Genomic DNA, 25324 nt, shown 5'->3' on the forward strand with positions numbered 1-25324 from the left:
AGAATGCGCCTATCGCAATATCTTGTGGATAAATGACGCTGACCGACAAAATAATCGCCGCATTTATTGACACTCAGGCGGCCCACTTTCCAAAATGGCGGTCACCGGAATCAGAGGCAGCACCCGCGTGCGATTTAACAAGCTCAGGCTAACAGGCTTCAAAAGCTTCGTAGACCCGACCGATCTGTTGATCGCCGACGGGCTTACGGGCGTGGTTGGTCCGAATGGCTGCGGCAAGTCGAACCTGCTGGAGGCGCTGCGCTGGGTTATGGGCGAAAACCGCCCGACCGCCATGCGCGGCGGCGGGATGGAAGACGTGATCTTTGCCGGTGCCGCCACCCGCCCGGCCCGGAACTATGCCGAAGTTGCCCTAACGATGGACAATAGCGATCGGGTCGCGCCGTCTGGGTTCAACGATAGTGACCAGCTTGAGATTGTGCGCCGCATCACGCGGGATGTGGGCAGCGCCTATAAGGCCAACAGCAAAGACGTCCGGGCCCGCGACATTCAGATGCTGTTCGCCGATGCCTCGACCGGGGCGCATTCGCCCGCGTTGGTGCGGCAGGGGCAGATTTCAGAACTGATCAACGCCAAACCCAAGAACCGCCGCCGCATTCTTGAAGATGCCGCCGGGATCGGGGGGCTGTATCAGCGGCGGCATGAGGCCGAGCTGAAGCTAAAGAACACCGAAGCCAACCTGCTGCGCGTCGATGATGTGATTGAACAGCTGGCCGCCCAGTTACAGCAATTGGCCCGTCAGGCCCGCCAAGCGCAGCGCTATCGCGCCATTGGCGAAGAACTGCGCCGTGCTGAGGCGATGCTGCTTTATCGTCGCTGGCGTGAGGCCGACATGGTCCGGGCTGAGGCGGAAAACGTCATGCGCCAGCGTGTGCAGGACACGGCGCAGGCTGAACGTGCCGCGCGGGAGGCTAACCAAAAACGCGAAGCGCTGGAACAGACCTTGCCACCGCTACGCGAGGAAGAAGCGATTGCCGCCGCCGTGCTACAAAGGCTTGTGGTGCAGCGGGACGCGATGTCAGAACAAGAGGCGCGGGCGCAGGAAACCATCGACACGCTGAAACGCCGCATCGTTCAACTGTCGCAGGATATTGAGCGTGAATCGGGTCTGAATCGCGACGCCGGCGAAACCATCGAACGGCTTGAGTGGGAGGCGAGGGAACTTGCCAAGGCCAGCGAAGGCCATGATGACAAGCTTGCCGAAGCCGCCGAAGCGGCCCGCGATGCGGCCTCGGTTCTGCAAGAACGTGAATCCGATCTGGCGATCCTGACCGAAGACGTGGCCCGTTTGGCCGCCCGTCACCAATCGGCGCAGCGGGCTGTGACCGATAGCCGGACGCGGCACGAAAAGGTCTCGCTTGAATCGGACAAGGCGCGGGACGCTGTTGAAGGCGCGCGCGAGGCGGTCGATCAAGCGTTGGAATTGCGCGAAGAGGCTGAGGAAAAGCAAGAGGCCGCCGTTCACATGGCCGAACGCGCCGAGGCCCTGTTGGTTGAGGCCGAAGCCGCCCGCGCCGAGGTGCAAACCCGAGAGGCCGACGCCCGCGCCGTGCGATCTGAGGCGGATGGCGAGGCGAACGCGCTACGGGCTGAGGTTTCGGCGCTGGCCCGCTTGCTGCAACGGGACACGGCTGAGGGTGGCCAGATCCTTGATGCCCTGCGCGTGGCGCCCGGCTTTGAGAAGGCGTTGGGCGCAGCCTTGGCCGATGATCTGCGGATGCCCGAAGTCCCGATTGAGGATGGCCCGTCCGGCTGGGCCAGCCTGCCTGCCTATGACGCGCCGCAGGCCTTGCCCGGTGGGGCGACGCCGCTTGCGCTGCATGTGACCGCGCCGCAGGTGATGGCGCGGCGCTTGGCGCAAATCGGGGTGGTTGATCCTGATGTCGGCAACGCGCTGCAAGCGCAGCTGTTGCCCGGCCAGCGGCTGGTTAGCCTTGAGGGCGACATGTGGCGCTGGGACGGGTTCCGCGCTTGGGCCAAGGATGCGTCTTCCTCGGCGGCGATGCGGCTTGAGCAGGTGAACCGGCTGGAACAGTTGAAGCAAGAATTGGAGCGGGCCACCGTGCAATCGGATGCTGCCCGCGCCGCGCATGAGTCGTTGACGCGCCGTTTGGCCGATCTGAGCCGTGCCGACAAAGAGGCCCGCGAAGCCCGGCGTGAGGCCGATCAACAGGTCACCCAAGCCACCCGCGCGTTGAACAAGGCCGAATCCGATTGCGACATGGCCCGCAATCGGCTGGAAAGCCTGACCATGGCCGTCAAACGCTATGATGATGAACTGACTTTTGCCCGCCAGCAGATGATTGAGGCGGAACGCGGCGTGTCGGAGTTGCCGGATCTCGACGCCGCCCGCGATCAGGTTGAGGCGGTGAAGGTCACGGTCGAAGCGTCGCGCATGATGATGATGACCAAACGGTCTGCCCATGACGAAATTCGCCGCGAAGGCGATGCGCGGACTGGCCGTGCGCAGCGCGTGACCAAGGAACTGAGCGGCTGGCGCCACCGTTTGGACACCGCCGAAAAGCGCAGTTCTGAATTGATGGAACGCCGCGAGGCGACCGAGGAAGAGCTGTCCGAAGCGCTGGAAGTGCCTACCGAACTGGCCGAAAAGCGCGAAGAACTGTCCGAGGCGATCGAAACCGCCGAAGAGCGCCGCAGCGCCGCCGCCGATAAGCTGGCCGAGGCCGAAACGACCCTGCGCGATGCCGACCATGCGGCCCGTGATGGGGACCGCATCGCGTCGGAAGCACGAGAAGCGCGGGCGCGGGCCGAGGCCAAGACCGAAGCCGCCCGCGAAGCGGTGCGCAGTGCAGAGGCGCGGATCGCTGAGGAACAAGACACCAAGCCCGCCGTCTTGTTGGAACGGCTGGCGGTTGATCCTGATGACATGCCCGATGCCGAAGGGCTGGAAAATGACATTGGCCGTCTAAAGCGCCAGCGTGACGCCTTGGGCGCGGTGAACCTGCGGGCAGAAGAGGACGCCAAAGAGGTTCAGACCGAACACGATACTTTGGTTTCGGAAAAGGCCGACCTGGAAGAGGCGATCAAGACCCTGCGCACCGGCATTTCCAGCCTGAACCGCGAAGGGCGTGAACGCCTTCTGACCGCCTTTGAACAGGTAAATAGCAACTTTTCGCTGCTGTTCACGCACTTGTTTGGCGGGGGTGAGGCCAATCTGGTGATGGTCGAAAGCGAAGATCCGCTGGATGCCGGTCTGGAAATCATGTGTCAACCGCCGGGCAAGAAGCTGTCGACCCTGTCGCTGCTGTCGGGCGGGGAACAGACGCTGACCGCGATGGCGCTGATCTTTGCGGTCTTCCTTGCCAACCCCGCGCCGATCTGCGTGCTGGACGAAGTTGACGCGCCGCTGGACGATGCCAACGTTACCCGTTTCTGCGACTTGCTGGACGAAATGACCCGCCGGACCGAAACGCGCTTTTTGATCATCACCCACCACGCCGTCACCATGAGCCGGATGGACCGGCTGTTTGGGGTGACGATGCAGGAACAGGGCGTCAGCCAGCTTGTTTCGGTCGATCTGAGCAAGGCCGCCGCGATGGTGGCCTAAGGCTCAGGCCAGCAGGTCGAACGCCTCCGCCCCTGTGACTTGGACCATCAGGCTGGTTTCGGCGGCGCCATCCACCAAAGCCCAGATGATCTGGCCGGTTGGTTTGTAGATCACGAACGCCTCTTGCAGATCGGCCTGACCTGCGCCCGTGGTGTTGGCAAGGTTGACCTGGAAGTTGGCCTTGGTCGCGCCCGACTGGCCAAAGACCAGAACGTCACCATCGGCGGCGCTATAGTCCTGAAGCCAGTCCGATCCGTGCCCTTCCACGCCCAAGTGATAGAACCGGTCCGCGCCGTCGCCGCCATTCACCCGGTCATAGCCGAAGCCGCCGTTGATGAAGTCATTGCCCGCGCCGCCAAAGATCAGGTCCGACCACGCGCCGCCTGACAATTCGTCATCGCCGCCTTGGCCGATCAGCTCATCGACGCCAAACCCGCCCAGCAGGGTATCATTGCCGTCCATGCCGTAGATCAGGTCGTTGCCATAGCCGCCATCGACATAGTCGTTGCCCGCGCCGGCATAGACCAGATCGCGCAGATCATAGGCCGAGGTGCCGCCATAGATCATATCGTCGCCATCGCCGCCATTCAGCGTGTCTTTGCCATCGGCACCATCCAGCGTGTCATTGCCGCCGTTGCCGTTTAGCGTGTCATCACCATCAAGGCCTGTCAGGCTATCGGCGGCATCCGTGCCGTTGCGTTGAACCGGGGCGGCGGAGGCCTTAATCCGCAGGTCATCGTAGCTATAGGTCAGGACAGATGGATCACCGGCGAAGTTCTGATAATTCAGTTCAATCGCTTCGACATTTGTGATGGTCAGCGCATCCCATCTGCCGCGCGATAGGGTCAGCTCGCCTTCGGTCAGCGAAAGCGTATAGCCGGACAGTTCATAACTGTCATAAAGCATGACAGTATCAAACCCCGCGCCGCCGTTCACAGTGACCAATCCGTCGTTGTAGGTGACATGATCGTTGCCCTGCCCGGTGGCATAGGTCTTTTCCTGAAGCGCCCAGAAGGTGTCATTCTCGGTGATGATCGGGTTTGTCAGATCCTGAAGCGATATGGGCGTGCTGGGGGCAAAACTGCCTTGGGCCGTGCCTGCGCTGGAAATGGACTTGTTGAAGGCCTGAACATCGGCAACTGAATTGAACGGCCCGATCTGGTCGCCGCCAAGGCTGAAGACGTAGGACTTCATCACATTTACGTTGTCGACGGACAGGATCACGCCGCTAAAGCCGCCGCCGCTGATTTGACCAAGGCGGTAATCGGCGAAGGTGCCGGGATAGGTTTGCAAGGTGCCGTAGTCGTCGATGGTCATCGACGCGATTTCGCCTAGGCCCAGATAGACGAATGGCAGCTCGCCCGATGGGGCCATGCCCACCGTATAGCTTAGGTGGCTGTTGTGTTCGTTCATTGCCACGATATGCGCCTGCGTTGGCGCGACACCGATCAAGGTATCGTTGCTGTCATAGGACAGAACGAACCCGTTCAACGTATAAGTTGTCATTTATGTTTTGATCTTATTACAGGCGGTTAAGCAGGGCAGGGGTTGGCCAGGCGTCGACGGGCATGCCGAGTTTTGCTTGCACGTCGCGCACAGCGGCCCGGGTGTTTGCGCCAAGGATTCCGTCAATTTTACCAACGTCATAGCCGCGCGCGGACAATTTCTGTTGCAGTTGCTTCATCTGGTTGCTGCTTAGACCCGGTTCAGGGTTGCCCGCATCATAGATCGGCGCACCTTCTAGGCGCGTGGCGAAATAGGCTGCGGTGGTGACATAGACAAAACTCTGGTTCCACTCGAAATACACATTGAAGTTCGGGTAGGCGATAAAGGCCGGGCCTTTGCGCCCCTGCGGAATGATGACCGAGGCAGGCAGGTTGCTAGCGCCCAACGACCCGCTGCGCGGACGCACGCCCAATCGCGCCCAGTCCGAAACAGAGCGCGTGGTTTCCAGACCGGTCAGTGACCAATCCAGATTGTCCGGCAGAACCACCTCCTGCAGCCACGGCTCATTCGCGCGCCAGCCAAGGCTTTTGAGCATTTTGGCCCCGGACAACAGCGCATCCGCGGCTGAGGTTTTCAGCGTGACATGGCCGTCGCCATCACCGTCCACACCATTGGTCAGGATGTCTTCGGGCAGCATCTGCACCATCCCGATTTCACCCGCCCAAGCTCCCGTGGTTTGGGTCGGGCTGAAATCGCCATGTTCATAGAGTTCCAGCGCGGCAAAGATCTGCGGGCGGAACAGTTCCGGGCGGCGGCAATCATGGGCCAGCGTGACCAGCGAATTGAGCGTGTTGAAATTGCCCTGAAACGCGCCGAAATCGGTTTCAAACGCCCAGAAGGCGGTTAGAACCCCGCGCGAAACACCGTATTCACGCTCCATCCGATCAAAGATCGAGGCGTATTTGCGCAGGTTCGCCCGCCCCCCGTCGATCCGGTTCTGGCTGATCAGCTTGCGGGAAAAGTCGACAAAGGTCGATTGAAAGATCCCTTGCGCCCGGTCGGCCTTAAGCGTGGCGCCGTCTTGGCGGGCAGAGGCAAAAAACCGGTCTACGGTCGCGCTGTTGTGACCTTTTTGGACGGCTTCCTTTTTTAGCCCTGCCACAAAGGACGAAAAGCTGCCGCCGCAGGGCACCTGAGCCAAGGAAGGTGTTGCCAATGTCAGTGCTGCAATAAGTGCCAGTGCCCGCATGAAAAGCCCCTAAGATCTATACGTTTGGGGCACATTACCAATCCGGCGTGCTTTGGCAAAGTCACATCCACATGACGGGGCGGCATATTTTCGCCAAATACGCGGCGTTGTCGCACGTTCTTTTAATGTCCGGTTAATGTTAACGGAATGTTATTGATTTGCAGGTCATCTGTTCAAAGAGGTGGGCCAACACCACCCGGATCAGGTACATGAACATTCTTATCGTAGAAGAGCAGCCCGAACTGGGGGCCTTGTGGGCCCGTCATCTATCGCGTTTCGGCGCGCAGGTGCGGCTGGCCACGTCGGAACAGACCGCGTTTCAGGCGTTGCGCGAAGATGCGTTTGCGGTTGTCGTGCTAGACCTTGGGCTGGCCGACAATGGCGCAATGTCGGTGTCCGACTTCGCCAGTTATCGTCAGCCAGACGCCCGGATCATTTTTGTCACCAACGCCACCTTCTTTTCAGATGCGGCAATCTTTCGGCATTGCGCCAACGCCTGTGCCTATGTGCCGTCCTACACCCCGCCCGAAGATCTGGCCGCGATCGTGGAACATTACGCGACCCGCGCCTAAGCTCAGCCGCGCCCGTGCGGTGCGTTGAAATCGGGGCGCGGATTGATCGGAATGATCCGGTTGGGATTAATCGTGTCGTGGCTATAGTGGTAGTGCCGCACGAAATGGTCGAAATGCACGGTGTCCGCGACGCCCGGCACTTGGTACAGTTCGCGCAAATATCCCCACAGGTTCGGGAAATCGACGATCCGGTTGCGGTTGCACTTGAAGTGTTGGTGATAGACCAGATCAAACCGGATCAGCGTGGTGAACAGGCGCCAGTCGGCCTCGGTCAGGTGATCACCGGTCAGATAGCGGTTCTCGGCCAGCAGCCCTTCGATCCAGTCCAGACTGTCGAACAGGGGGTAAACCGCGCCGTCATATGCCTCTTGCGAGGTGGCGAACCCAGCTTTGTAGACGCCGTTGTTCACGGTGTCATAGATGCGGGTGTTGATCGCTTCGATCTGGTCGCGCAGGGCCTCGGGCCAATAGTCCGCCGTGTTCCCGGTGATGCCATCAAAGGCGCTGTTGAACATGCGGATGATTTCCGAACTTTCGTTCGACACGATGGTTTCGCGCTGTTTGTCCCACAGGATCGGCACGGTCACGCGGCCCGAAATGCCCGGATCGGCCTTGAGGTAGATGTCCCGCAGGAATTTCTTACCATAGAGCGTGTCGCCCGTGGCCCCGTCGAAATCATCGGCAAAGGTCCAGCCGTCTGTCAGCATGTCGGGATGCACGACCGACACCGTGATGTGATCTTCCAGCCCTTTCAGCGCGCGGAATACCAAGGTGCGGTGCGCCCATGGGCAGGCATGACTGACGTATAGGTGATAGCGCCCGGTTTCGGCCTGAAACCCGCCCTGACCCGAAGGCCCGGCGCTGCCATCCGGGGTGATCCAATTGCGGAAACCGGCTGTGCTCCGCACGAACTTACCCCCGGTCGATTTGGTATCGTACCAGATGTCTTCCCATTTGCCGTTCACCAGCTGGCCCATCGCCGCCTCCTGTCATTGCTGCCCTAGACCTAGCCGAAATCCCACTTGGGAAAAGCGCCACAGCCGCGCAAATGCTCTGCGTAGGTGCACAGTTAGATCAGAACGCCGCCAAGAAACCCCAAAACCGCGCAAGTGGCCAGTGTCAGGAGGACGCCGTGCTTCATCCACAGCAGCAAGATTCCCGCAACCAGTGCGAGCATGGCGGCCAGAGGGTTGAGGCTGGCCACGTCCGGCGCCAGAACCTGCATCCAGCCGACGGTCAGATCCGATGTTTCAGTGAACAGCGTGTGGATGGCAAACCAGATCGACAGGTTCAGGATCACGCCAACAACCGCCGCCGTGATCGCCGCCAGCGCGGCCCGCAATCGATGGCGCGAGGCGATCCAGTCGATATAGGGCGCACCTGCGAAGACCCACAGAAAGCAGGGCGCGAAGGTGGCCCATAACGTGACCACGGCTGCGAACGTTCCAAACCAAAGGTTCAAGGCCCCGTCCGCGCGGGCTCCCGCCAGAAAGCCCACGAACTCCGTCACAAGGATCAGCGGGCCGGGGGTGGTTTCGGCTAGGCCGAGGCCGTCGATCATCTCGGGCGCGGAAAGCCAGCCTTTGGCGTGCACAGCATCTTGCGCCATATAGGCCAGAACCGCGTAGGCCCCGCCGAAAGTGACGGTTGCGAGCTTTGAGAAGAACACGCCGATCTCGGCAAAGATCGGCATCGGCCCAAAGGCCAGCGCGCCAATCGGCAGCCACCAGATCGCCAGCCAGATCAGGATCGTGCGCAGGGTGTCTGTGGGCTTGACTGTCACGGGCGCGTTGGCAGGATCAGCCTCGCCGCCCATGGCCAGCCCGTACAGGCCAGCGGCCAGAACCACCAAGGGGAAGGGCAGCGCAAATGCGAAAAGTGCGAGGAAGGCCAAGCCCGCAATGATCCAATGCGCCCGCGCCTTCAGCCCCTTTTTCGACACCTTCACCAACGCCTCGAACACCATCACCATGGCGGCGGCTTTGATGCCGGTAAACACCGCTTCCCACGCGGGAACGGCGCCGACCAGCGCATAAAGCATCGACAACGCAAGGATCACAAACGCGCCTGGCAGCACGAACAGAAGGCCAGCCGTCAAGCCTCCGCGCACCCCGTGCATTTTCCAGCCGCAATAGGTGGCAACCTGCATCGCCTCTGGCCCCGGCAGCAACATGCAGAACGACAGCGCGTTCAGGTACTCACGTTCCGTCAGCCAGCGGTTCTCATCGACGACGATCCGGTGCATCAGCCCGATTTGCGCGGCAGGCCCGCCAAAGGACAGAATGCCGATCTTGGCCCAAACCGGCAGGGCGTCGCGCAACGAGGTCATCTTGGTCTCCAATAGGGGCCGCGCCCCGTTACGCGATGTTTATGACGCTACTGCAAATCGCCAAAGGCTTTTTGCATCCGCTCGACTGCCTCGATGATGCGGGCGCGGGGGGTGGCGAAGTTGAAGCGCAGATAGCTTTCGCCGCCGGTGCCGAAGGTGCCGCCGTGGTTGACGGCGATCTTGGCGTCCTTTTCGACCCGGCGGGCGAATTCGGCTTGCTCCATCCCGGTGCCGGCGAAATCGACCCACGCCAGATAGGTGGATTGCATCGCCATGGATTGCACGCCGGGAATGGCGTTCAGCCCTGCATCAAGGATCTTTCGGTTCTCATCGAGGTACAACACCAGCTCATCGACCCACGCCGCGCCCTCGGGCGAATAGGCGGCAGTGGCGGCGAAAATGCCAAAGCTGTTGGGCGAAATGCCCATGCCCATCATCGTTTTGGCAAAACGCGCGCGCAGTGCCTCATCCGGCACGATCACGTTGCCGATATGGGTGCCCGCAATGTTGAAGGTTTTGGTCGTGGCCGTCATCATCACCAGCCGGTCCAGGATGCTGTCATCGACCAAGGTCATCGGCGTGTGATGGTTGCCCGGCATCACCAGATCGTGGTGAATTTCATCCGACACAAGGATCAGGTCGTGGCGCTTGCAGAAATCGGCGACGCCTTGCAATTCTTCACGCGTCCAGACGCGGCCACCGGGGTTGTGCGGGGAACACAGGATCACCATGGTTTCGGACCCGGTCATCTGCGTGTCATAGGCGTCGAAATCCATGCGGTAGGTGCCGTCTTCCAGAACCAGCGGACATTCCACCACAGTGCGGCCGGATGCTTTGATGGTGCGGGCAAAGGCATGGTACACGGGCGTGAACAGCACAACGCCGTCGCCGGGTTTGCTGAAGGCATCAAGGCAAAGCGCCGTGCCGTTCACCAGCCCATGGGTTGAGAAGATCCATTCAGGCTGAATGGACCAGCCATGGCGGGTCTGCATCCACCACTGGATCGCGGCGGTATAGTCCCGATCATCGCCGAAATAGCCGTAAACCCCATGGTTCAACACATCCTGCAACGCGGTCTGCACGCAGGTCGGCGGACGGAAATCCATATCGGCCACCCACATGGCAAGGCCGTCTTGGGGCGACACGCCATAGATCGTTTCCATCTTGTCCCATTTCGAAGAATGGGTTCCGACACGGTCGATGATTTCATCAAAACGGCTGGTCATGGGGTCTTTCCTTTCGAATAGCAGGCGGACGCTATACGAATAGGCGGGGTGTGCAAGGGGGCGAGATATTGCGCGGCGCTGGCACTTCGCCTAAGTGGAGGGCATGAAACGCCCTATTCTGATCCATCCCGACCCGCGCTTGAAAAAAGTCTGTGATCCTATCCCGGATCTTTCGGACGAATTGCGCAAGCTTGCCGACGACATGCTGGAAACCATGTATGACGCGCCGGGCATTGGCCTTGCTGCGCCCCAAATCGGGGTGACGCAACGCTTGATCGTGATGGATTGCGTTAAGGACGACAAAGAAGCGCCGCGCCCGATGGTGATGTTCAATCCCGAGGTTCTGCAAAGCTCGGACGAAAAGAATGTCTACGAAGAGGGCTGCCTGTCGATCCCGGATCAATACGCCGAGGTTGAGCGCCCGAAGATCGTGCGCGTGGGCTGGATGGATGTGAACGGCAATCCGCAAGAGGCCGAGTTTGACGGCCTTTGGGCGACCTGTGTTCAGCACGAGATCGATCACCTGAACGGCAAGCTGTTCATTGATTACCTCAAGCCGCTGAAGCGCCAGATGATTACCCGCAAAATGCAAAAGCTAAAGCGTGAGCGTGCCCGCGTATGACCGTCCGCCCCTGCCTGCCGTGGCCCAATAAGTGCCTGCGCACGCCTGCCGCACCGGTTGAGGCGATCACGGATGAGATCCGCGCCATCTGGACCGACATGATCGACACGATGGAGGCGATGCCCGGTGTGGGCCTTGCCGCCGTGCAGATCGGCGTGATGCAGCGTTTGGCCGTGGTCGATGCCTCGGAGGAACGGGGCAAGGTTGTGCGTATGGCCAACCCCGAAGTGCTTCACGCTTCGGTTCAGCCGCGCGATCACGAAGAAGCCTCGCCCAATTTGCCGGGCCTGTCGGCCAAGATCACCCGCCCCCGCGCCGTGACGGTGCGCTTTATGAATGAGGCAGGCGAGGTGGTTGAGCAAGATTTCGTCGGCCTATGGGCGACCAGCGTTCAGCACCAGATCGACCATCTGAACGGCAAGATGTATTTCGACAACCTGTCGAAAACCAAGCGCGACATCCTTCTGCGCAAAGCCAAGAAGCTGGGCCGTTAAGCCTGTTCCCTTGCGCTTTGCCCTGCGGTAGGACCGGGGCGCAGCAAAAGGGGACACAGGATGCGCGTCATTTTCATGGGAACGCCCGAATTTTCGGTGCCAGTGCTGGATGCCTTGGCAGGCGCCGGGCATGAGATCGCCGCCGTCTATTGCCAGCCGCCGCGCCCTGCGGGCCGTGGCAAGAAGGAACGCCCAACCCCCGTTCACGCCCGCGCGCTTGAGCTTGGGTTTGATGTGCGCCATCCAGTGAGTTTGAAGGGCGAGGATGAACAAGCCGCGTTCGCCGCGCTGAATGCCGATGTGGCGGTGGTTGTGGCTTATGGCCTGTTGCTGCCCCAAGCCGTTCTGGATGCGCCCGCGCAGGGGTGTCTGAACATCCACGCCTCGCTTTTGCCGCGTTGGCGTGGGGCCGCGCCGATCCATCGCGCGATTTTGGAAGGCGACGCCGAGACCGGCATTTGCATCATGCAGATGGAGGCGGGTCTGGATACAGGGCCAGTACTGCTGCGCGAGGCAACGGCGATCGGGGCCGAGGAAACAACCGAGCAATTGCACGATCGCCTCAGCGCCATGGGCGCGGGTTTGATCGTTGAGGCGTTGGATCGCCTGCCGGATTTGACGCCTGAAGTGCAGCCCGATGCGGGCGTCACCTATGCCAAGAAAATCGACAAGGCTGAGGCCCGGATTGATTGGACCCAGACCGCCGAAGTGGTGGATCGCCAGATCCGCGGGCTATCGCCCTTCCCCGGCGCTTGGACCGAGTATCAGGGCGAGCGGGTCAAACTGCTGGGATCGCGCCTTGCCCAAGGGGCGGGCGCTGCCGGTCAGGTGTTGGACGATGCGCTGACGGTGGCCTGCGGCTCGGGCGCGATTGAGATCACCCGCTTGCAACGCGCAGGCAAAGGGGCGCAGGATCGGGAAACGTTTCTGCGCGGGCTGGCGATTCCGGCGGGCGCACAGTTCGGGGGCTAGGCCATGTTTCCAGTGATGATCGGAACAATCGTAATCGCGGGCATTGTCGGCTATGCGTCCGAGCGCAGCGGATTTACCCATAACGGCGTGCTGGCTTCGATTATCATTTGCGTCGGGGGGGCGTTCTTGGCCTATTTCCTTAGGCTGATGTTCGGGATCGGCTTTGCCTCGCCGGGGCTGAACGCCATCGCATCCTCGGTTGGGGCGTTGATCATTGTCCCGTTCCACTGGCGCAAATAGGGGGAAATTATGGGCGTTGTTTGGTTGATTATCGTCGGGGCCGCAGCTGGGTTCTTTGCCACGCGGATCATGAAGGTCGAGGCGGATGTGATCACCACAGTTGTGATCGGCATCGTGGGGGCCGTGATCGGCGGCTTGGTGATCCGGTTTCTGATCGCGGTGACGGGCCTGTTTGCCGGGCTTGTCGGGGCGGTTTTGGGGGCGCTGGCGGTCTTGTGGATGTGGAAGACCTATATCCAGCGGAAATAAACGCGGTCTGACCTGCCTAGGCCGGGGTAGGGGGCTTTGCCCCCTCTGGCCTGCGGCCATTCACCCCCAGCGGTATTTATCAAAGAGAAGAAGCAGGGGACGCGGCCTTTGAGGCGGCGCGGCTTATTTTTTGAACGGGGCCATGCCTGCGCGGGCCAGTTCATCCGCGCGTTCGTTTTCCGGGTGGCCAGCGTGGCCCTTGACCCATTTCCACGTGACCTGATGGCGGGCCTGTGCGGTATCGAGGCGTTGCCAAAGTTCGACGTTTTTGACCGGTTTCTTGGCGGCGGTTTTCCAGCCGTTTTTCTTCCAGCCGAAGATCCAGCCGGTGACGCCGTTTTTCACATAGGCGCTGTCGGTCACAACGGTGATGGTGCTGGGGCGCTCCAGCGCTTCGAGTGCGCTGATGGCGGCCATCAATTCCATCTGGTTGTTGGTGGTGGTGGCTTCGCCGCCTTTGAGTTCGCGTTCCTTCAGAACGCTGTCGCCATCAGTGGCTTGCAACAGGACACCCCAGCCGCCGGGGCCGGGATTACCGGAGCATGCTCCGTCGGTATATGCGTAGAGTTCGGGCATGCGCGGTCAGAACCACGCGCCGGGCGGGGCGTCAAGGGGTCACAGAATGGCGATGGCCAGACTGAGGACGACGACGGCGGTCAGGGCGCTGCGCAGTGGCATCCACCAGTGTGGCGCTAGGTTCCAGCGCCAGAACTGCCAATCGATCATCAAAAGGCCCAGAAAGCCGGTGATCAGGTTGGTCGCCGCCGAGGTGGGGCCGCCGCCCGTCATGAAGAACGCCCAAAGGGCGGGGATAACCGATAGCGTATAGGCGATGGCGGCCTGTCGTCCCTTGGCCCGGGTGGCAAATCCCCAAAGCACGCCGGACATGAAGGACAGAATGACACTGCCATAGAACAGGCCGATATAGGGGCCGGTGAACCGAGGGCCGAGCAGACGAATGCTATGGTCGGCCAGATCCGGCGACAACTGCGTGGCCGCACCCCACAGAAATGGCAGCAAGCCAGCAAGGCCCAGGATCAGGGCGGGGCGTGGAATAGGGGTCATGGCGAACCTGTTGGCAGCTTGCGTTTCATCGGATCTAGTGCGCCCCGCCAAAGGGCAAGGTCAGGCGCGCAGCACGCGGGGGACTTTGAACTCGATCGTTTCCTGCGCGGTTTCGACCAGTTCGACTGTAACGTCATAGCGGTCGCGGCAGGCGTCGATCACCTCGTCTATCAGCACTTCGGGGGCCGATGCGCCTGCGGTGATGCCAAGGCTGGTGATGCCGTCCAGGGCGCGCCAGTCGATGTCGGTGGCGCGTTGCACCAGCTGCGCATATTGGCACCCGGCCTTGCGGGCGACCTCGACCAGACGTTTGGAGTTGGACGAGTTCGGAGCGCCAACCACCAGCAGCGCATCGGCGCGTGGGGCGACGGCTTTGACCGCGTCTTGGCGGTTGGTGGTGGCGTAGCAGATGTCTTCTTTGTGCGGGCCGACGATGGCAGGGAACCGCGATTTGAGCGCGGCGACGATATCGGCGGTGTCATCCACGCTTAGCGTCGTTTGCGTCACGAAGGCCAGTTGCGCCGGGTCGCGCACGTCTAGCGTGGCAACGTCGTCGACGGTTTCGACCAGCAGCACCTCGCCCTCGGGCAGTTGGCCCATGGTGCCGATGGTTTCGGGGTGGCCTTCGTGGCCGATCATCACCATTTGCAAGCCGTCGGCATGGTGGCGTGCGGCTTCGATATGAACTTTGCTGACCAGCGGACATGTGGCATCGACATAGACCATTTCGCGGCGCGCGGCCTCTGCCGGGACGGTTTTTGGCACGCCATGGGCCGAAAAGATCACCGGGCGGTCGTCGGGGCAGTCAGACAGGTGTTCGACAAAAACCGCGCCTTTGTCGCGCAGGCCGTCGACCACGAATTTATTGTGCACGATTTCGTGCCGCACATAGACCGGCGCGCCCCATTTCTCCAAAGCCATTTCCACGATCTTGATCGCGCGGTCGACCCCCGCACAGAATCCGCGCGGGGCGGCTAGAAGAATTGACAAGGCGGGTTTGGTCATCGAATGCTCCTGTGACGTTAAGACGTAGCTAAGCGGCTTCTGTTCTCAGGGCAAGTTTGCCCTTAATGTAATCCGGGTGGGGCAGTACGCGAATAACAGGTAGAGGCTACAGAATGAAGACGATGGCATTTGCCGCAGCCGTGGCAATGGCGACACCCGTATCCGCAGCAGGTGTCTTGCCATATGATGATGCTGAACGGGTCGCCAATGGGCTGACGGTTTACCAAGAAAATTGCGCAGCGTGCCATCAAGTAGATCTGACCGGAGAACAGAACTGGAAGTCGCCGGGCGAAGACGGGCTGATGCCTGCGCCGCCGCATGATGTGTCAGGGCACACGTGGCACCATGATGACTTTTTGTTGCTTCAGATCGTGGCGCTTGGCACCGAGCTGGTGGTCGGCGGCGACTACAAATCGCGGATGCCGGGATTTGGGCAGGTTCTGACGCCCGACGAAATTATGAACGTTCTGGCCTATATCAAAAGCACCTGGCCAAACGAGGTGATCGAGCTGCACAACGACATCAACATGCGCCGCGGAGTTGGCCGGAAATGAACAAAGGCCCGCAGATGATGCGGGCCTTTTCGCATTTTTCAGATGACATGCCCCCCATCGGCATGCCCTGATCCATGGTCACCCGTTGGTCGCAGCCTCAAGGTTGCGTTCGGGCATGTTTTCACGCGGCGGACGACCGATGACTTCTTTCAGTTCGTCCAGTTCGATGAAGTTGTCAGCCTGACGGCGCAGTTCATCGGCAATCATCGGCGGCTGGCTGCGGATTGTCGAAACCACCGACACCCGAACACCTTGCCGTTGCAGGCTTTCGACCAACGGACGGAAATCGCCGTCACCCGAAAACAGAACGATGTGGTCGACGCGCGGTGCCAGCTCCATCGCATCGACGGTAAGTTCGATGTCCATGTTGCCTTTGACTTTGCGGCGGCCTTGGCTATCCGTGTATTCTTTGGCCGGCTTCGTGACCATGGTGAAGCCGTTGTAGTGCAGCCAATCTACCAGCGGCCGGATCGGAGAGTATTCATCATTCTCCAACAAGGCTGTATAGTAGAACGCGCGCAGCATCTTACCCCGGCGCAGAAATTCCTGACGCAGGAGCTTGTAATCGATGTCAAACCCAAGTGCCTTGGCGGCTGCGTATAGGTTTGAGCCATCGATGAACAGCGCAAGCCGTTCGTCTTTGTAAAACATCAATCATCCTTCCAATCAAAGCATTCCGCCAAATGTTTCCGTGAGTGAAATGCGGCGGATCTGAGGATCAAGAATTTATAGTATCTGACAAATGTCGCAAGGTTTTCCCCCTAAATATCATATGCATCCTGTACCTTCGGATCAAGAATTACTAGTTGCCGTTGGGTCAAATATGCATTGGAGAGCGCTTACACCCGAAAGAGTGGTTGAAAGTGCAATCAAAACGGTCGCCGATCGCGGCGTTTCGATTCGAAAGGTCAGCACTTATTACCAAACGCCATGTTTCCCGGCCGGTGCAGGGCCGGATTACGTGAATGCGGCCTTCTCGGTGTCGTGGTCTGGAACAGCCCAAGAGCTGCTATCAGTGTTGCATGAGGTCGAACAAGAACACCAGCGCATGCGCACGGTGCGTTGGGGGATGCGGACGCTGGATCTGGACCTGATCGCCTTTGGGCAGCAGGTGTCACCGAGCCGCGAAGTGTTCGACCATTGGCGCAGGCTGGACCCGGCAAAACAGCAAGTTGAAGCGCCGGATCAACTGATCCTGCCGCATCCGCGACTGCACGAACGCGCCTTTGTACTGATTCCCCTCAATGACATCGCCCCTGACTGGACGCACCCGGTTTTGGGCCGCACCGTGCGGCAAATGCTTGACGATCTGCCGCAAAAAATGCTTGACGAGGTGGTGCCCCTGTGAATCGCGTCTTGTAATTTTACAAGGCTGCGTTTAGGTGTTTGCTTTCTGAAAGACGTCCCAGATAAATCGGAGTAACCCATGGCCCGCGTTACGGTAGAAGATTGCGTTGACAAGGTCCCGAACCGGTTCGAGCTTGTGATGCTCGCCGCGCACCGTGCCCGCGAAGTCTCGGCTGGTGCCGCGCTGACCATCGACCGCGACAACGACAAGAACCCGGTCGTTGCTCTGCGTGAAATCGCCGAAGAAACACAGTCGGCGGATGAGCTGCGCGAACGTCTGATCGAATCGAACCAGACCCAGATCGAAGTCGACGAGCCGGAAGATGACGCGATGGCCCTGTTGATGGGTGCCGAAAGCGACAAACCGGCAGAAGACGACATGTCAGAAGAAAAGCTGCTGCGCGCGCTGATGGAAGCGCAGAGCCAAGGCTGATCTGAACGGAGCAACGGGGCATGATCGCCGCAGAAGACCTGATTGCCCTTGTCCGTAACTACAATCCAAAGACCAACGCGGATCTAATCCGCGCGGCCTATGACTATGGGCGGGACATGCACGAGGGGCAGTTCCGCCACTCGGGCGAGCCGTATTTTACCCACCCTGTCGCGGTGGCGGCCATCCTGACCGAACAGCAACTGGATGATGCAACGATCATCACCGCGCTGCTGCACGACACCATCGAAGATACCAAATCAACCTATTCGGAAATCTCATCGCGTTTTGGCGAAGAGGTGGCCATGCTGGTCGATGGTGTCACCAAGCTGACCAACCTTCAGCTGTCGAGCACCGAAACCAAACAGGCCGAAAACTTCCGCAAGCTGTTCATGGCGATGTCCAAGGATCTGCGGGTGATTCTGGTGAAGCTGGCCGACCGTCTGCACAATATGCGGACGATCAAGGCGATGCGACCGGACAAACAGATCCAGAAGTCGCGTGAAACGATGGACATTTACGCGCCGCTGGCGGGGCGGATGGGCATGCAGTCCATGCGCGAAGAGCTTGAGGATCTGGCCTTCCGCGTGCTGAACCCCGAGGCGCGGGCCTCGATCATTCGGCGGTTCATCACGCTGCAAAAGGAAACCGGCGATGTGATCCACCGGATCACGTCCGACATGCGGGCCGAACTGGAAAACAACCAAATCGAGGCCGAGGTCTTTGGCCGGGCGAAAAAGCCCTATTCGATCTGGCGTAAGATGCAGGAAAAAGGCCTGAGCTTTTCGCGCTTGTCCGATATCTACGGGTTCCGCGTCATCACCCGAAACGAAATGGATTGTTACCGGGCGCTCGGCGTTATTCACCAGCGCTGGAAATCCGTGCCGGGCCGGTTCAAAGACTACGTCAGTCAGCCGAAATCGAACGGTTATCGGTCGATTCACACCACGGTGTCTGGCCGTGATGGCAAGCGCGTTGAGGTGCAGATCCGCACCCGACAGATGCATGAAGTTGCCGAAACCGGCGTTGCCGCGCATTGGTCATACCGTGACGGCGTGCGCGCGCAGAACCCCTTTGCCGTTGATCCGGCGCGCTGGATTGCGTCGCTGACCGAACAGTTCAACCACGAAGAAGACCACGACGAATTCATGGAAGCTGTGAAGCTTGAAATGTATTCGGATCAGGTGTTTTGCTTCACACCTAAGGGCGATGTTGTCAAACTGCCGCGTGGGGCCACGCCCTTGGATTTCGCCTATGCGATTCACACCCGGATTGGCTCGGCCTGCGTTGGGGCCAAGGTGGACGGGCTGCGCGTGCCGCTGTGGACGCGTCTGAAAAATGGTCAATCGGTTGAGATTATCACCGCCGAAGGCCAAGCGCCGCAGATGACCTGGCTGGACATCGCAACCACCGGCAAGGCCAAGACCGCCATTCGCCGGTCACTGCGCGAATTGGATCGTGAACGGTTCATTCGGCTTGGCCGTGAATTGGCGCGATCGGCCTTTGATCATGTGGGCAAAAAGGCCTCGGACAAGGCGCTGGAAAAAGCGGCGCGTACCCTGCGGCTTGAAAGCAAAGAGGTGCTGTTGGCCCGTCTTGGCAGCGCCGAATTGACTGCGCATGAGGTCGTGCACGCTGTCTACCCCGATCTTGTCCCCGATGAGACCGAAGAAATCGATCGTAAGCGTGCGGTGATCGGGCTTGATCACGGACAAAGCTTTGATCGTGCGCCGTGTTGTCAGCCGTTGCCGGGCGAACGGATCGTGGGAATCACCTGGCGCGGCAAGGGCGTTGAGGTTCACGCGATTGATTGCGCGGCCTTGGCTGCCTACGAAGACCAGCCTTCGCGCTGGATGGACCTGCATTGGGCCTCGGGGAATCACCCGCGTGCCTATGATGTGAGCATCGAATTGACCATCGGCAACGATGCAGGTGTGCTGGGACGTATTTGCACATTGATCGGAGAGCAGAAGGCCAATATCTCGAACCTGCAGTTTATTGATCGAAAACCGGATTTCTTCCGCTTGCAGATGGATGTCGAACTGCGGGACGCCGAGCATCTGCACTCCGTCATTTCGGCCCTTGAGGCCGAAAGCGACGTGGCCGCGGTTCACCGCTTGCGCGACCCCGCACTGGCGACATCTCCTAAAGTGGCGGAATAGGTCCAGAAAGGTCTGAGAGTGGTTTTCAAACGCCGAGACCGGCGACCCGTTTGGCGGATCGTATGGGAAGGGATCTGGCCTCGTGGTGGCTGGCGGCGTTCGGCGATGTACGTCAAGCACCGCCTCAGGCGATTGCCAGATACGCCCGAAAAGATCGCGCGCGGGATATTTGCCGGGGTCTTCACCTCATTCACGCCGCTCTATGGGTTACATTTTGTCGTCGCCGGACTGATCGCGACAGTGATGCGCGGCAATATTCTGGCCTCCCTCTTGGCCACCTTCTTCGGCAATCCACTGACTTATGTGCCCATCGGGGTTATCTCGCTCAAGACCGGGTATCTGCTGATGGGGCTTGACCGCCCGCCCGCTGAACATGGAAACCTTGTCACCAAATTCGTTCGCGCCGGTGAAAGCGTTCTACAGAACCTCAAGGCCTATTTCACCGATGACGTGGCGAACTGGCGGGATCTGGATGTCTTTTACCACGATGTGTTTTTCCCCTATCTGATCGGGGGCATTTTGCCCGGTATCATCTGCGGAACCATCGCATATTACCTGTCGGTGCCATTGCTGCGGGCCTATCAAAAGCGGCGGCGCGGGCTGCTGAAGGCCAAGCTGGCCTCGCTCAAGAAAAAGAAAACGGCTGACGGCAAGCCGCGCGCTGACTAATCTGCGGCGCGAAAGACCAAAGGAACACGAACATGGCGTATCTTGGCAAGCTGCGGCTTGGGGTAAACATCGACCACGTGGCCACCGTGCGCAATGCACGCGGTGGGGCCTATCCTGACCCGCTGCGCGCGGCGAAAATCGCCGAAGAGGCCGGGGCCGATGGCATCACCGCGCATCTGCGCGAAGATCGCCGCCATATCTCGGATGTCGATATCGATGGGCTGATGGAGGTTCTGTCGGTGCCGCTGAACTTCGAAATGGCGGCGACGGATGAAATGCAGGCCATCGCCCTGCGTCACAAGCCGCACGCGGTTTGCATCGTGCCGGAAAAGCGTGAAGAGCGGACGACCGAAGGCGGGCTGGAAGTGGCCCGCGAAGAAAACAAGCTGGCCCATTTCATTGCCCCCTTGCGCGAAGCCGGGTGCCGTGTGTCGATCTTTATCGCTGCCGATCAGCGCCAGATCGAAGCCGCCGCGCGGATCGGGGCGCAGGTGATTGAACTGCATACTGGCGGCTACTGTGACGCCCATGCCGAAGGCCGGTTTGACGACCGCGACCGCGAATTAGACGCACTGCGCGAGATGTCGGCCTATGCCCATTCGCTGGGCCTTGAGGTGCACGCGGGCCACGGCCTGACCTATGATACGGTCAAACCCATTGCCGAATTCCCCGAGGTGATGGAGCTGAACATCGGTCATTTCATCATTGGCGAGGCGATCTTTCGTGGGCTGGCCCCGTCGATTGCCGAAATGCGCCGCCTGATGGACGAGGCGCGGGCCTGATGACCAAGGCCGCCGCGCGAAAGCTGGACAGTGTTCAGGCAACTCCGCCTGAAACGCTGTATTACGGGACAGATTCTGATGGGATGCGGACGGTTCTTATGGAAGGTCTGGCGGCGGATCTGCCGTTGCATGCTGACTTGTCAGACGCGCGATCCGGCGGGGCCGACGTCGTTTTTGCCGTGTTTGCGCAGGCTGCCCATGCCGAAGGTCAGGCGTTTTCACAGGTTTTGGATGGCAGCTGGCGGACCGGTGCGCTTGAGGTGGACTACCTCTATTTGCCCCCGGTTCGGGGCGAAGAGTAGTCACGGCTTGAAGCGCGGACCTTTGACATGATTCTGGGCATCGGAACTGACCTTGCGAATATCGACCGGATCGCCGGCACGCTGGAACGCTTCGGCGACCGGTTTCGCAATCGCGTTTTCACCGAGGTGGAACAACGCAAGGCCGATCGCCGCGCCGATGTGGCGGGCACCTATGCCAAACGCTGGGCCGCGAAAGAGGCGTGTTCAAAGGCGTTGGGGACGGGTCTGCGCATGGGGATTTCGTGGAAAGATATGGCCGTCAGCAACCTGCCCACGGGCCAGCCGGTGATGCAGGTGACGGGCTGGGCCGCCGAACGGTTGAAGGACATGACGCCGCCGGGGTATGAGGCAATCATCCACGTCACCCTGACCGACGATCACCCCTGGGCACAGGCCTTTGTCGTGATCGAAGCGCGGCCAATCGCTAAAAATTGACCTTTCATCAATTGCTAAGGTCCGGTGCGCAGAGTGTGCCGGTCAGCAATTGGAAAGGTGACGCGATGAAAGAACGGACCGTCGATCAGGTCTCGGAAAAGGTGCGCGTGGGCGAGGTGCCCTTTGACGTGGCTGAGATGTTCTTTAGCCGTACAGACGACCGCGGCATCATTCAGGCGGGCAACGGCGTGTTCCGGCGCGTCTCGGGCTTTGATTGGGATACGCTGCGCGGGGCGCCGCATAAATTGGTGCGCCATCCCGATATGCCCAAGGCGGTGTTCTACCTGCTGTGGAAAACCCTTCAGGAAGGCTATGCGCTTGGGGCCTATGTCAAAAACAGGTCGCGCGATGGGCGGCATTATTGGGTGTTCGCCGTCGCCTCGCCGGTGGATGGCGGCTATATGTCGGTGCGCATCAAACCGACCAGCGAATTGCACCAAAAGGTTATCCGTATCTATGACGACGTGCGCAGCGCCGAACAGGGCGGAATGGTGCCTGAGGATAGCGCCGAGTTGCTGCTGAAACGCCTGCGCGAGGCGGGGTTTGTCAACTACCGGGTGTTTGAATCCATCGCATTGGCGACTGAGCTGAAAGAACGCGCCAGCCGTCTGGATAAGACGCTGAATTCAGAACAGAATCGGTTCAACATGATGTGCGACGCGATCATGCAGATTCAGGCCGAAACGCTGGATATGCTGGATGCGTTCAAAGCCATTCGCACGGTTCCGATGAACATGCGCATTCTGGCGTCTCGGCTGGAAAATGCAGGCGGCCCGATCAGCGCGATTTCGGTGAACTACGGGGCGATGCTGGATGAAATGACGAACTGGGTGCAGGCGTTTTCCAGCGGTCAGAACAGCCCATTCGCTCGCATCCGCGATTCGATCCTGACGGGGCAGTTCCTATGCTACGTCGCGCATTTGCAGCTTGAGATGATTAAGCGGTTCGGATCGCAAACCGCGACGGGCAGTCACCATGTCGATATCCCGGCGGAAACCGGATTTATGCAGCGGCAGGCGGATGAATACCGTGAACGGGCGACGACGGCGCTCAAGCTGGTGGAGCTTGAGACAGGGCATCTGGCCCGCAGCGTGTTGGACATGAAGCGCTATGTGACCGGGCTTAGTTCGACGCGGATGATGTGCAAAATCGAAAGCGCGACACTAACCGATAGCGGCGATGCCTTGGGCGGGATCGTGGACCAATTGGACCTGTGCCAAACCCAGATCGAAGAACGGCTTGCCCGGATTTCCGAATTGAACGGGTTGATTCAGTCCAACACGGCGATGTTGCGTGCCACCGCGCCGGGGGCGGTTCGGCGGCACGCAAGCTAGCTTATTCGCGAACCAGCTTTTCGTAGGCCTGCGACATTTCCTTGGTCAGCGCGCCGACCTCAAAGTTGTAGTCGCCGATTTGACCAACCGGGGTCACTTCGGCGGCCGAGCCTGTCAGCCAACACTGCTCAAAGCTTTCCAGCTCTTCGGGCATTATGTGGCGTTCGTGCACGGTGATGCCGCGGTCTTTCAGCATGCCAATGACGGTCTGACGGGTCAGGCCGTTCAGGATGGCATCGGGCAGCGGCGTGTGCACTTCGCCGTCCTTGACGAAGAAGATGTTCGCGCCGGTCGCTTCGGCCACGTAGCCGCGATAATCAAAGAACATCGCGTCTGAACAGCCCTTCGCCTCGGCGGCGTGCTTGGACATTGTGCAGATCATGTACAGACCGGCGGCCTTGGCGGCGGTGGGAATGGTCTCGGGCGACGGGCGTTTCCACTTGGCGATGTCCAGCTTGGCGCCTTTCATCTTGGCGTCGCCGTAGTAATCGCCCCACTGCCATGCGGTCACGGCCATGCGAACCGGGTTCCGTGCAGATGAGACACCCATATCCGGGCCAGCGCCGCGCCATGCAACCACGCGCACATAGGCGTTGGTCAGGTCGTTTTCCTTCAGAACCAACTGCTTGGCCGCTTCGATCTGATCGACCGTGTAGGGGATCGCCATATCCATCATCTCGCCCGACTTCAGCAGGCGTTCCGAATGTTTGCGCGACAGAAAGACTTTGCCGTTGTAGCAGCGCTCGCCCTCAAAGACCGACGACGCATAGTGCAGCGCGTGGGTCAGGACGTGGATCTTGGCGTCGCGCCAATCCACCAGCTGGCCGTCCATCCAAATTTTCCCGTCGCGATCGTCGTATCCAGTCATCTGCGCTCTCCTTCCTTGAGCTTTTCGAAAGTTGCGCTAGAAAAGGCCGGTTCGGTCATAAAGTTGCGCAAAATCTGGGATTCGCTACCAGTTCAGGCTTGGAATGTCAACAAGGCTGACATAAGTTGAGGCAAACGGAGTAAAACACATGACAGATGGCATCAGCGGGCGCGGGCGGGGCAGTGAAAGCCTGCTGTTCCTGACCGATGAACAATTGCGTCAGGGCATCGAAGCGATGTTCTTTGCCTATCGCGGGTTCACCGCCGATCCTGACCGGATTCTGGCAGAGCTGTCATATGGGCGGGCGCATCACCGTGCCCTGCACTTCATCAATGCCGCGCCGGGAACGACGGTGAACAACCTTCTGTCGATTTTGGGCGTCACCAAACAGTCGCTGAACCGCGTCCTGCGCACGCTGATCGATGACGGGCTGGTCGAAAGCCATGTGGGCCGCGTGGATAAGCGCGAACGCAATCTGTTTCTGACCGAAGCGGGCAATGAGTTGGAGCGCCGGTTGTCCGATGCCCAACGCGCCCGGATGCGCGACGCCTATCGCAGTGCCGGCCCCGAGGCCGTCCAGGGCTTTAAAAAGGTGCTTGAGGCGATGATGGACACGGATCTGCGCCGTCATTATCTTGAGCTGAGGGAGGGTCGGGAATGAGCGAGCAGGATGCGCATCTTCTGATCGTAGACGACGATGAGCGGATTCGCGGGCTGTTGCAAAAGTTCCTGATCCGCAACGGGTTTCTTGTCAGCGCGGCACGCGATGCCGCCCATGCCCGACGGATTCTGGCCGGGCTGGATTTCGACATGATCGTGCTGGATGTGATGATGCCGGGTGAAGACGGGATCAGCCTGACCCGATCTCTGCGCGAAACCCGCCGCACGCCGATCCTGCTTTTGACCGCCAAGGCCGAAACCGAGGACCGGATTGCCGGGCTTGAGGCCGGGGCCGACGACTATCTTGCCAAACCGTTTGAACCGAAAGAGCTGTTGCTGCGCATCAATGCCGTATTGCGCCGGATGCCCGACGTGCAGGTTGAGGCGGCTACGCCCAAGCTGCTGACGCTTGGCCCGATCCGCTATGATATTGAGCGCGGTGAGATGTGGCAGGGCGAAGACTTGGTCCGCCTGACCGCAACCGAAAGCCAGCTGATGCGGATCTTCGCCGCCCAGCCCGGAGAGCCGGTGAGCCGGACGAAGCTGGTTGAGGATTTGGGCCGTGATCGCGGACAGGCGCAGGAACGCGCGGTGGATGTTCAGATCACCCGGCTTCGTCGCAAGATCGAGGCCGACCCGAAACAGCCCCGCTATCTGCAGACGGTGCGCGGCGCTGGCTACATGCTCGCCCCTGACTGATCGGGATTTGCGTATTTAAGCAAGAGA

The 25324-nt window shown here is 60.1% G+C and carries 28 protein-coding genes; 18 read left to right on the forward strand and 10 right to left on the reverse strand.

Annotated elements, in window-relative coordinates; genetic code table 11:
- Positions 1–127 precede the first annotated feature (127 nt).
- Positions 128–3586: a chromosome segregation protein SMC gene (gene smc / locus PRI8871_RS07315; protein ID WP_108885895.1), complete on the forward strand. Its 3459-nt coding sequence runs from the start codon at positions 128–130 to the stop codon at positions 3584–3586.
- Positions 3587–3589: 3 nt separating this feature from the next.
- Here the strand turns inward: smc and PRI8871_RS07320 are convergent, their stop codons facing one another.
- Positions 3590–5092: a calcium-binding protein gene (locus tag PRI8871_RS07320; RefSeq protein ID WP_245897795.1), complete on the reverse strand. Its 1503-nt coding sequence runs from the start codon at positions 5090–5092 to the stop codon at positions 3590–3592.
- Between the two features lie 16 nt (positions 5093–5108).
- Positions 5109–6281 carry a lytic murein transglycosylase gene (locus PRI8871_RS07325; RefSeq protein ID WP_108885533.1) on the reverse strand — a complete coding sequence of 391 codons (1173 nt, stop codon included), beginning with the start codon at positions 6279–6281 and terminating at the stop codon, positions 5109–5111.
- A 209-nt stretch (positions 6282–6490) separates the two neighbouring features.
- Between PRI8871_RS07325 and PRI8871_RS07330 the strand changes: the two genes are divergently transcribed.
- Positions 6491–6853, forward strand: a complete 363-nt coding sequence (locus PRI8871_RS07330) for a response regulator (RefSeq protein ID WP_108885534.1) — start codon at positions 6491–6493, stop codon at positions 6851–6853.
- 2 nt (positions 6854–6855) lie between these two features.
- Here the strand turns inward: PRI8871_RS07330 and PRI8871_RS07335 are convergent, their stop codons facing one another.
- From PRI8871_RS07335 to PRI8871_RS07345, 3 genes are all read right to left on the reverse strand, one after another.
- Positions 6856–7830, reverse strand: a complete 975-nt coding sequence (locus tag PRI8871_RS07335; RefSeq protein ID WP_108885535.1) for a glutathione S-transferase family protein — start codon at positions 7828–7830, stop codon at positions 6856–6858.
- 92 nt (positions 7831–7922) lie between these two features.
- Positions 7923–9182: a chromate efflux transporter gene (gene chrA, locus PRI8871_RS07340; protein ID WP_108885897.1), complete on the reverse strand. Its 1260-nt coding sequence runs from the start codon at positions 9180–9182 to the stop codon at positions 7923–7925.
- A gap of 47 nt (positions 9183–9229) precedes the next feature.
- Entirely contained in the window at positions 9230–10408 is a 1179-nt protein-coding gene (locus tag PRI8871_RS07345) for a MalY/PatB family protein (protein ID WP_108885536.1), read from the reverse strand.
- Between the two features lie 103 nt (positions 10409–10511).
- Here PRI8871_RS07345 and def (PRI8871_RS07350) point away from each other — a divergent pair, with 103 nt between their 5' ends.
- The 5 genes from def (PRI8871_RS07350) to PRI8871_RS07370 are packed head-to-tail and all read left to right on the forward strand — an operon-like array spanning position 10512 to position 12985.
- On the forward strand, positions 10512–11030 hold the full coding sequence (gene def / locus PRI8871_RS07350) for a peptide deformylase (protein ID WP_108885537.1): 519 nt from the start codon (positions 10512–10514) through the stop codon (positions 11028–11030).
- Complete coding sequence (gene def / locus PRI8871_RS07355) at positions 11027–11524, forward strand: peptide deformylase (RefSeq protein ID WP_108885538.1); 498 nt, start codon at positions 11027–11029, stop codon at positions 11522–11524. Before def (PRI8871_RS07350) ends, def (PRI8871_RS07355) begins: the two co-directional genes overlap by 4 nt.
- 60 nt (positions 11525–11584) lie before the next feature.
- The gene (fmt, locus tag PRI8871_RS07360) at positions 11585–12496 is read left to right on the forward strand and encodes a methionyl-tRNA formyltransferase (protein ID WP_108885539.1); all 912 of its coding nucleotides are present in this window, start codon (positions 11585–11587) and stop codon (positions 12494–12496) included.
- A gap of 3 nt (positions 12497–12499) precedes the next feature.
- Complete coding sequence (locus tag PRI8871_RS07365; protein ID WP_108885540.1) at positions 12500–12736, forward strand: hypothetical protein; 237 nt, start codon at positions 12500–12502, stop codon at positions 12734–12736.
- Positions 12737–12745: 9 nt separating this feature from the next.
- Positions 12746–12985, forward strand: coding sequence for a GlsB/YeaQ/YmgE family stress response membrane protein (locus PRI8871_RS07370; RefSeq protein ID WP_108885541.1), 240 nt, complete (start codon positions 12746–12748; stop codon positions 12983–12985).
- A 123-nt stretch (positions 12986–13108) separates the two neighbouring features.
- Here PRI8871_RS07370 and rnhA read toward each other — a convergent pair whose 3' ends face one another.
- From rnhA to ispH, 3 genes are read right to left on the reverse strand one after another with little or no spacing between them, the layout of a single operon-like run.
- Entirely contained in the window at positions 13109–13561 is a 453-nt protein-coding gene (gene rnhA, locus PRI8871_RS07375; RefSeq protein ID WP_108885542.1) for a ribonuclease HI, read from the reverse strand.
- Between the two features lie 39 nt (positions 13562–13600).
- Positions 13601–14050, reverse strand: coding sequence for a DUF3429 domain-containing protein (locus PRI8871_RS07380; protein ID WP_108885543.1), 450 nt, complete (start codon positions 14048–14050; stop codon positions 13601–13603).
- 60 nt (positions 14051–14110) lie between these two features.
- Entirely contained in the window at positions 14111–15055 is a 945-nt protein-coding gene (gene ispH / locus PRI8871_RS07385; protein ID WP_108885544.1) for a 4-hydroxy-3-methylbut-2-enyl diphosphate reductase, read from the reverse strand.
- A 113-nt stretch (positions 15056–15168) separates the two neighbouring features.
- On the opposite strand from ispH, the gene PRI8871_RS07390 reads away from it, so the two are divergent.
- Positions 15169–15609, forward strand: coding sequence for a c-type cytochrome (locus PRI8871_RS07390; protein WP_108885545.1), 441 nt, complete (start codon positions 15169–15171; stop codon positions 15607–15609).
- Between the two features lie 78 nt (positions 15610–15687).
- On the opposite strand, the gene PRI8871_RS07395 is transcribed toward PRI8871_RS07390, so the two are convergent.
- Positions 15688–16260 carry a LabA-like NYN domain-containing protein gene (locus PRI8871_RS07395; RefSeq protein ID WP_108885546.1) on the reverse strand — a complete coding sequence of 191 codons (573 nt, stop codon included), beginning with the start codon at positions 16258–16260 and terminating at the stop codon, positions 15688–15690.
- Between the two features lie 91 nt (positions 16261–16351).
- Here PRI8871_RS07395 and folK point away from each other — a divergent pair, with 91 nt between their 5' ends.
- The 8 genes from folK to PRI8871_RS07435 all read left to right on the forward strand — a co-directional run bounded on the left by folK (position 16352) and on the right by PRI8871_RS07435 (position 23070).
- On the forward strand, positions 16352–16957 hold the full coding sequence (gene folK / locus PRI8871_RS07400) for a 2-amino-4-hydroxy-6-hydroxymethyldihydropteridine diphosphokinase (RefSeq protein WP_245897796.1): 606 nt from the start codon (positions 16352–16354) through the stop codon (positions 16955–16957).
- 78 nt (positions 16958–17035) lie between these two features.
- Positions 17036–17389 carry a DNA-directed RNA polymerase subunit omega gene (gene rpoZ / locus PRI8871_RS07405; RefSeq protein ID WP_108885547.1) on the forward strand — a complete coding sequence of 118 codons (354 nt, stop codon included), beginning with the start codon at positions 17036–17038 and terminating at the stop codon, positions 17387–17389.
- 20 nt (positions 17390–17409) lie between these two features.
- The gene (locus PRI8871_RS07410; protein WP_108885548.1) at positions 17410–19548 is read left to right on the forward strand and encodes a RelA/SpoT family protein; all 2139 of its coding nucleotides are present in this window, start codon (positions 17410–17412) and stop codon (positions 19546–19548) included.
- A gap of 18 nt (positions 19549–19566) precedes the next feature.
- A complete protein-coding gene (locus PRI8871_RS07415; protein WP_108885549.1) occupies positions 19567–20217 on the forward strand; it encodes a DUF2062 domain-containing protein in 651 nt (216 codons plus the stop codon).
- A gap of 32 nt (positions 20218–20249) precedes the next feature.
- Complete coding sequence (locus tag PRI8871_RS07420; protein ID WP_108885550.1) at positions 20250–20999, forward strand: pyridoxine 5'-phosphate synthase; 750 nt, start codon at positions 20250–20252, stop codon at positions 20997–20999.
- Complete coding sequence (locus PRI8871_RS07425; RefSeq protein WP_108885551.1) at positions 20999–21301, forward strand: RNA 2'-phosphotransferase family protein; 303 nt, start codon at positions 20999–21001, stop codon at positions 21299–21301. Before PRI8871_RS07420 ends, PRI8871_RS07425 begins: the two co-directional genes overlap by 1 nt.
- Positions 21302–21328: 27 nt before the next feature.
- On the forward strand, positions 21329–21736 hold the full coding sequence (acpS, locus tag PRI8871_RS07430) for a holo-ACP synthase (protein ID WP_108885552.1): 408 nt from the start codon (positions 21329–21331) through the stop codon (positions 21734–21736).
- Between the two features lie 65 nt (positions 21737–21801).
- Positions 21802–23070: a PAS domain-containing protein gene (locus tag PRI8871_RS07435; protein ID WP_245897797.1), complete on the forward strand. Its 1269-nt coding sequence runs from the start codon at positions 21802–21804 to the stop codon at positions 23068–23070.
- 1 nt (position 23071) lies between these two features.
- Here the strand turns inward: PRI8871_RS07435 and PRI8871_RS07440 are convergent, their stop codons facing one another.
- Entirely contained in the window at positions 23072–23938 is an 867-nt protein-coding gene (locus PRI8871_RS07440) for a branched-chain amino acid aminotransferase (RefSeq protein ID WP_108885553.1), read from the reverse strand.
- Positions 23939–24086: 148 nt separating this feature from the next.
- Between PRI8871_RS07440 and PRI8871_RS07445 the strand changes: the two genes are divergently transcribed.
- Positions 24087–24599 (forward strand): MarR family winged helix-turn-helix transcriptional regulator, encoded by a 513-nt coding sequence (locus PRI8871_RS07445; RefSeq protein WP_108885554.1) that lies wholly within the window; start codon positions 24087–24089, stop codon positions 24597–24599.
- Entirely contained in the window at positions 24596–25297 is a 702-nt protein-coding gene (locus PRI8871_RS07450) for a response regulator (RefSeq protein ID WP_108885555.1), read from the forward strand. The genes PRI8871_RS07445 and PRI8871_RS07450 overlap by 4 nt, the downstream gene beginning before the upstream one ends.
- The last annotated feature ends 27 nt before the right edge of the window (positions 25298–25324 follow it).

Origin of the sequence: Pseudoprimorskyibacter insulae, assembly GCF_900302505.1 — a bacterium.
GTDB classification, from domain to species: domain Bacteria; phylum Pseudomonadota; class Alphaproteobacteria; order Rhodobacterales; family Rhodobacteraceae; genus Pseudoprimorskyibacter; species Pseudoprimorskyibacter insulae.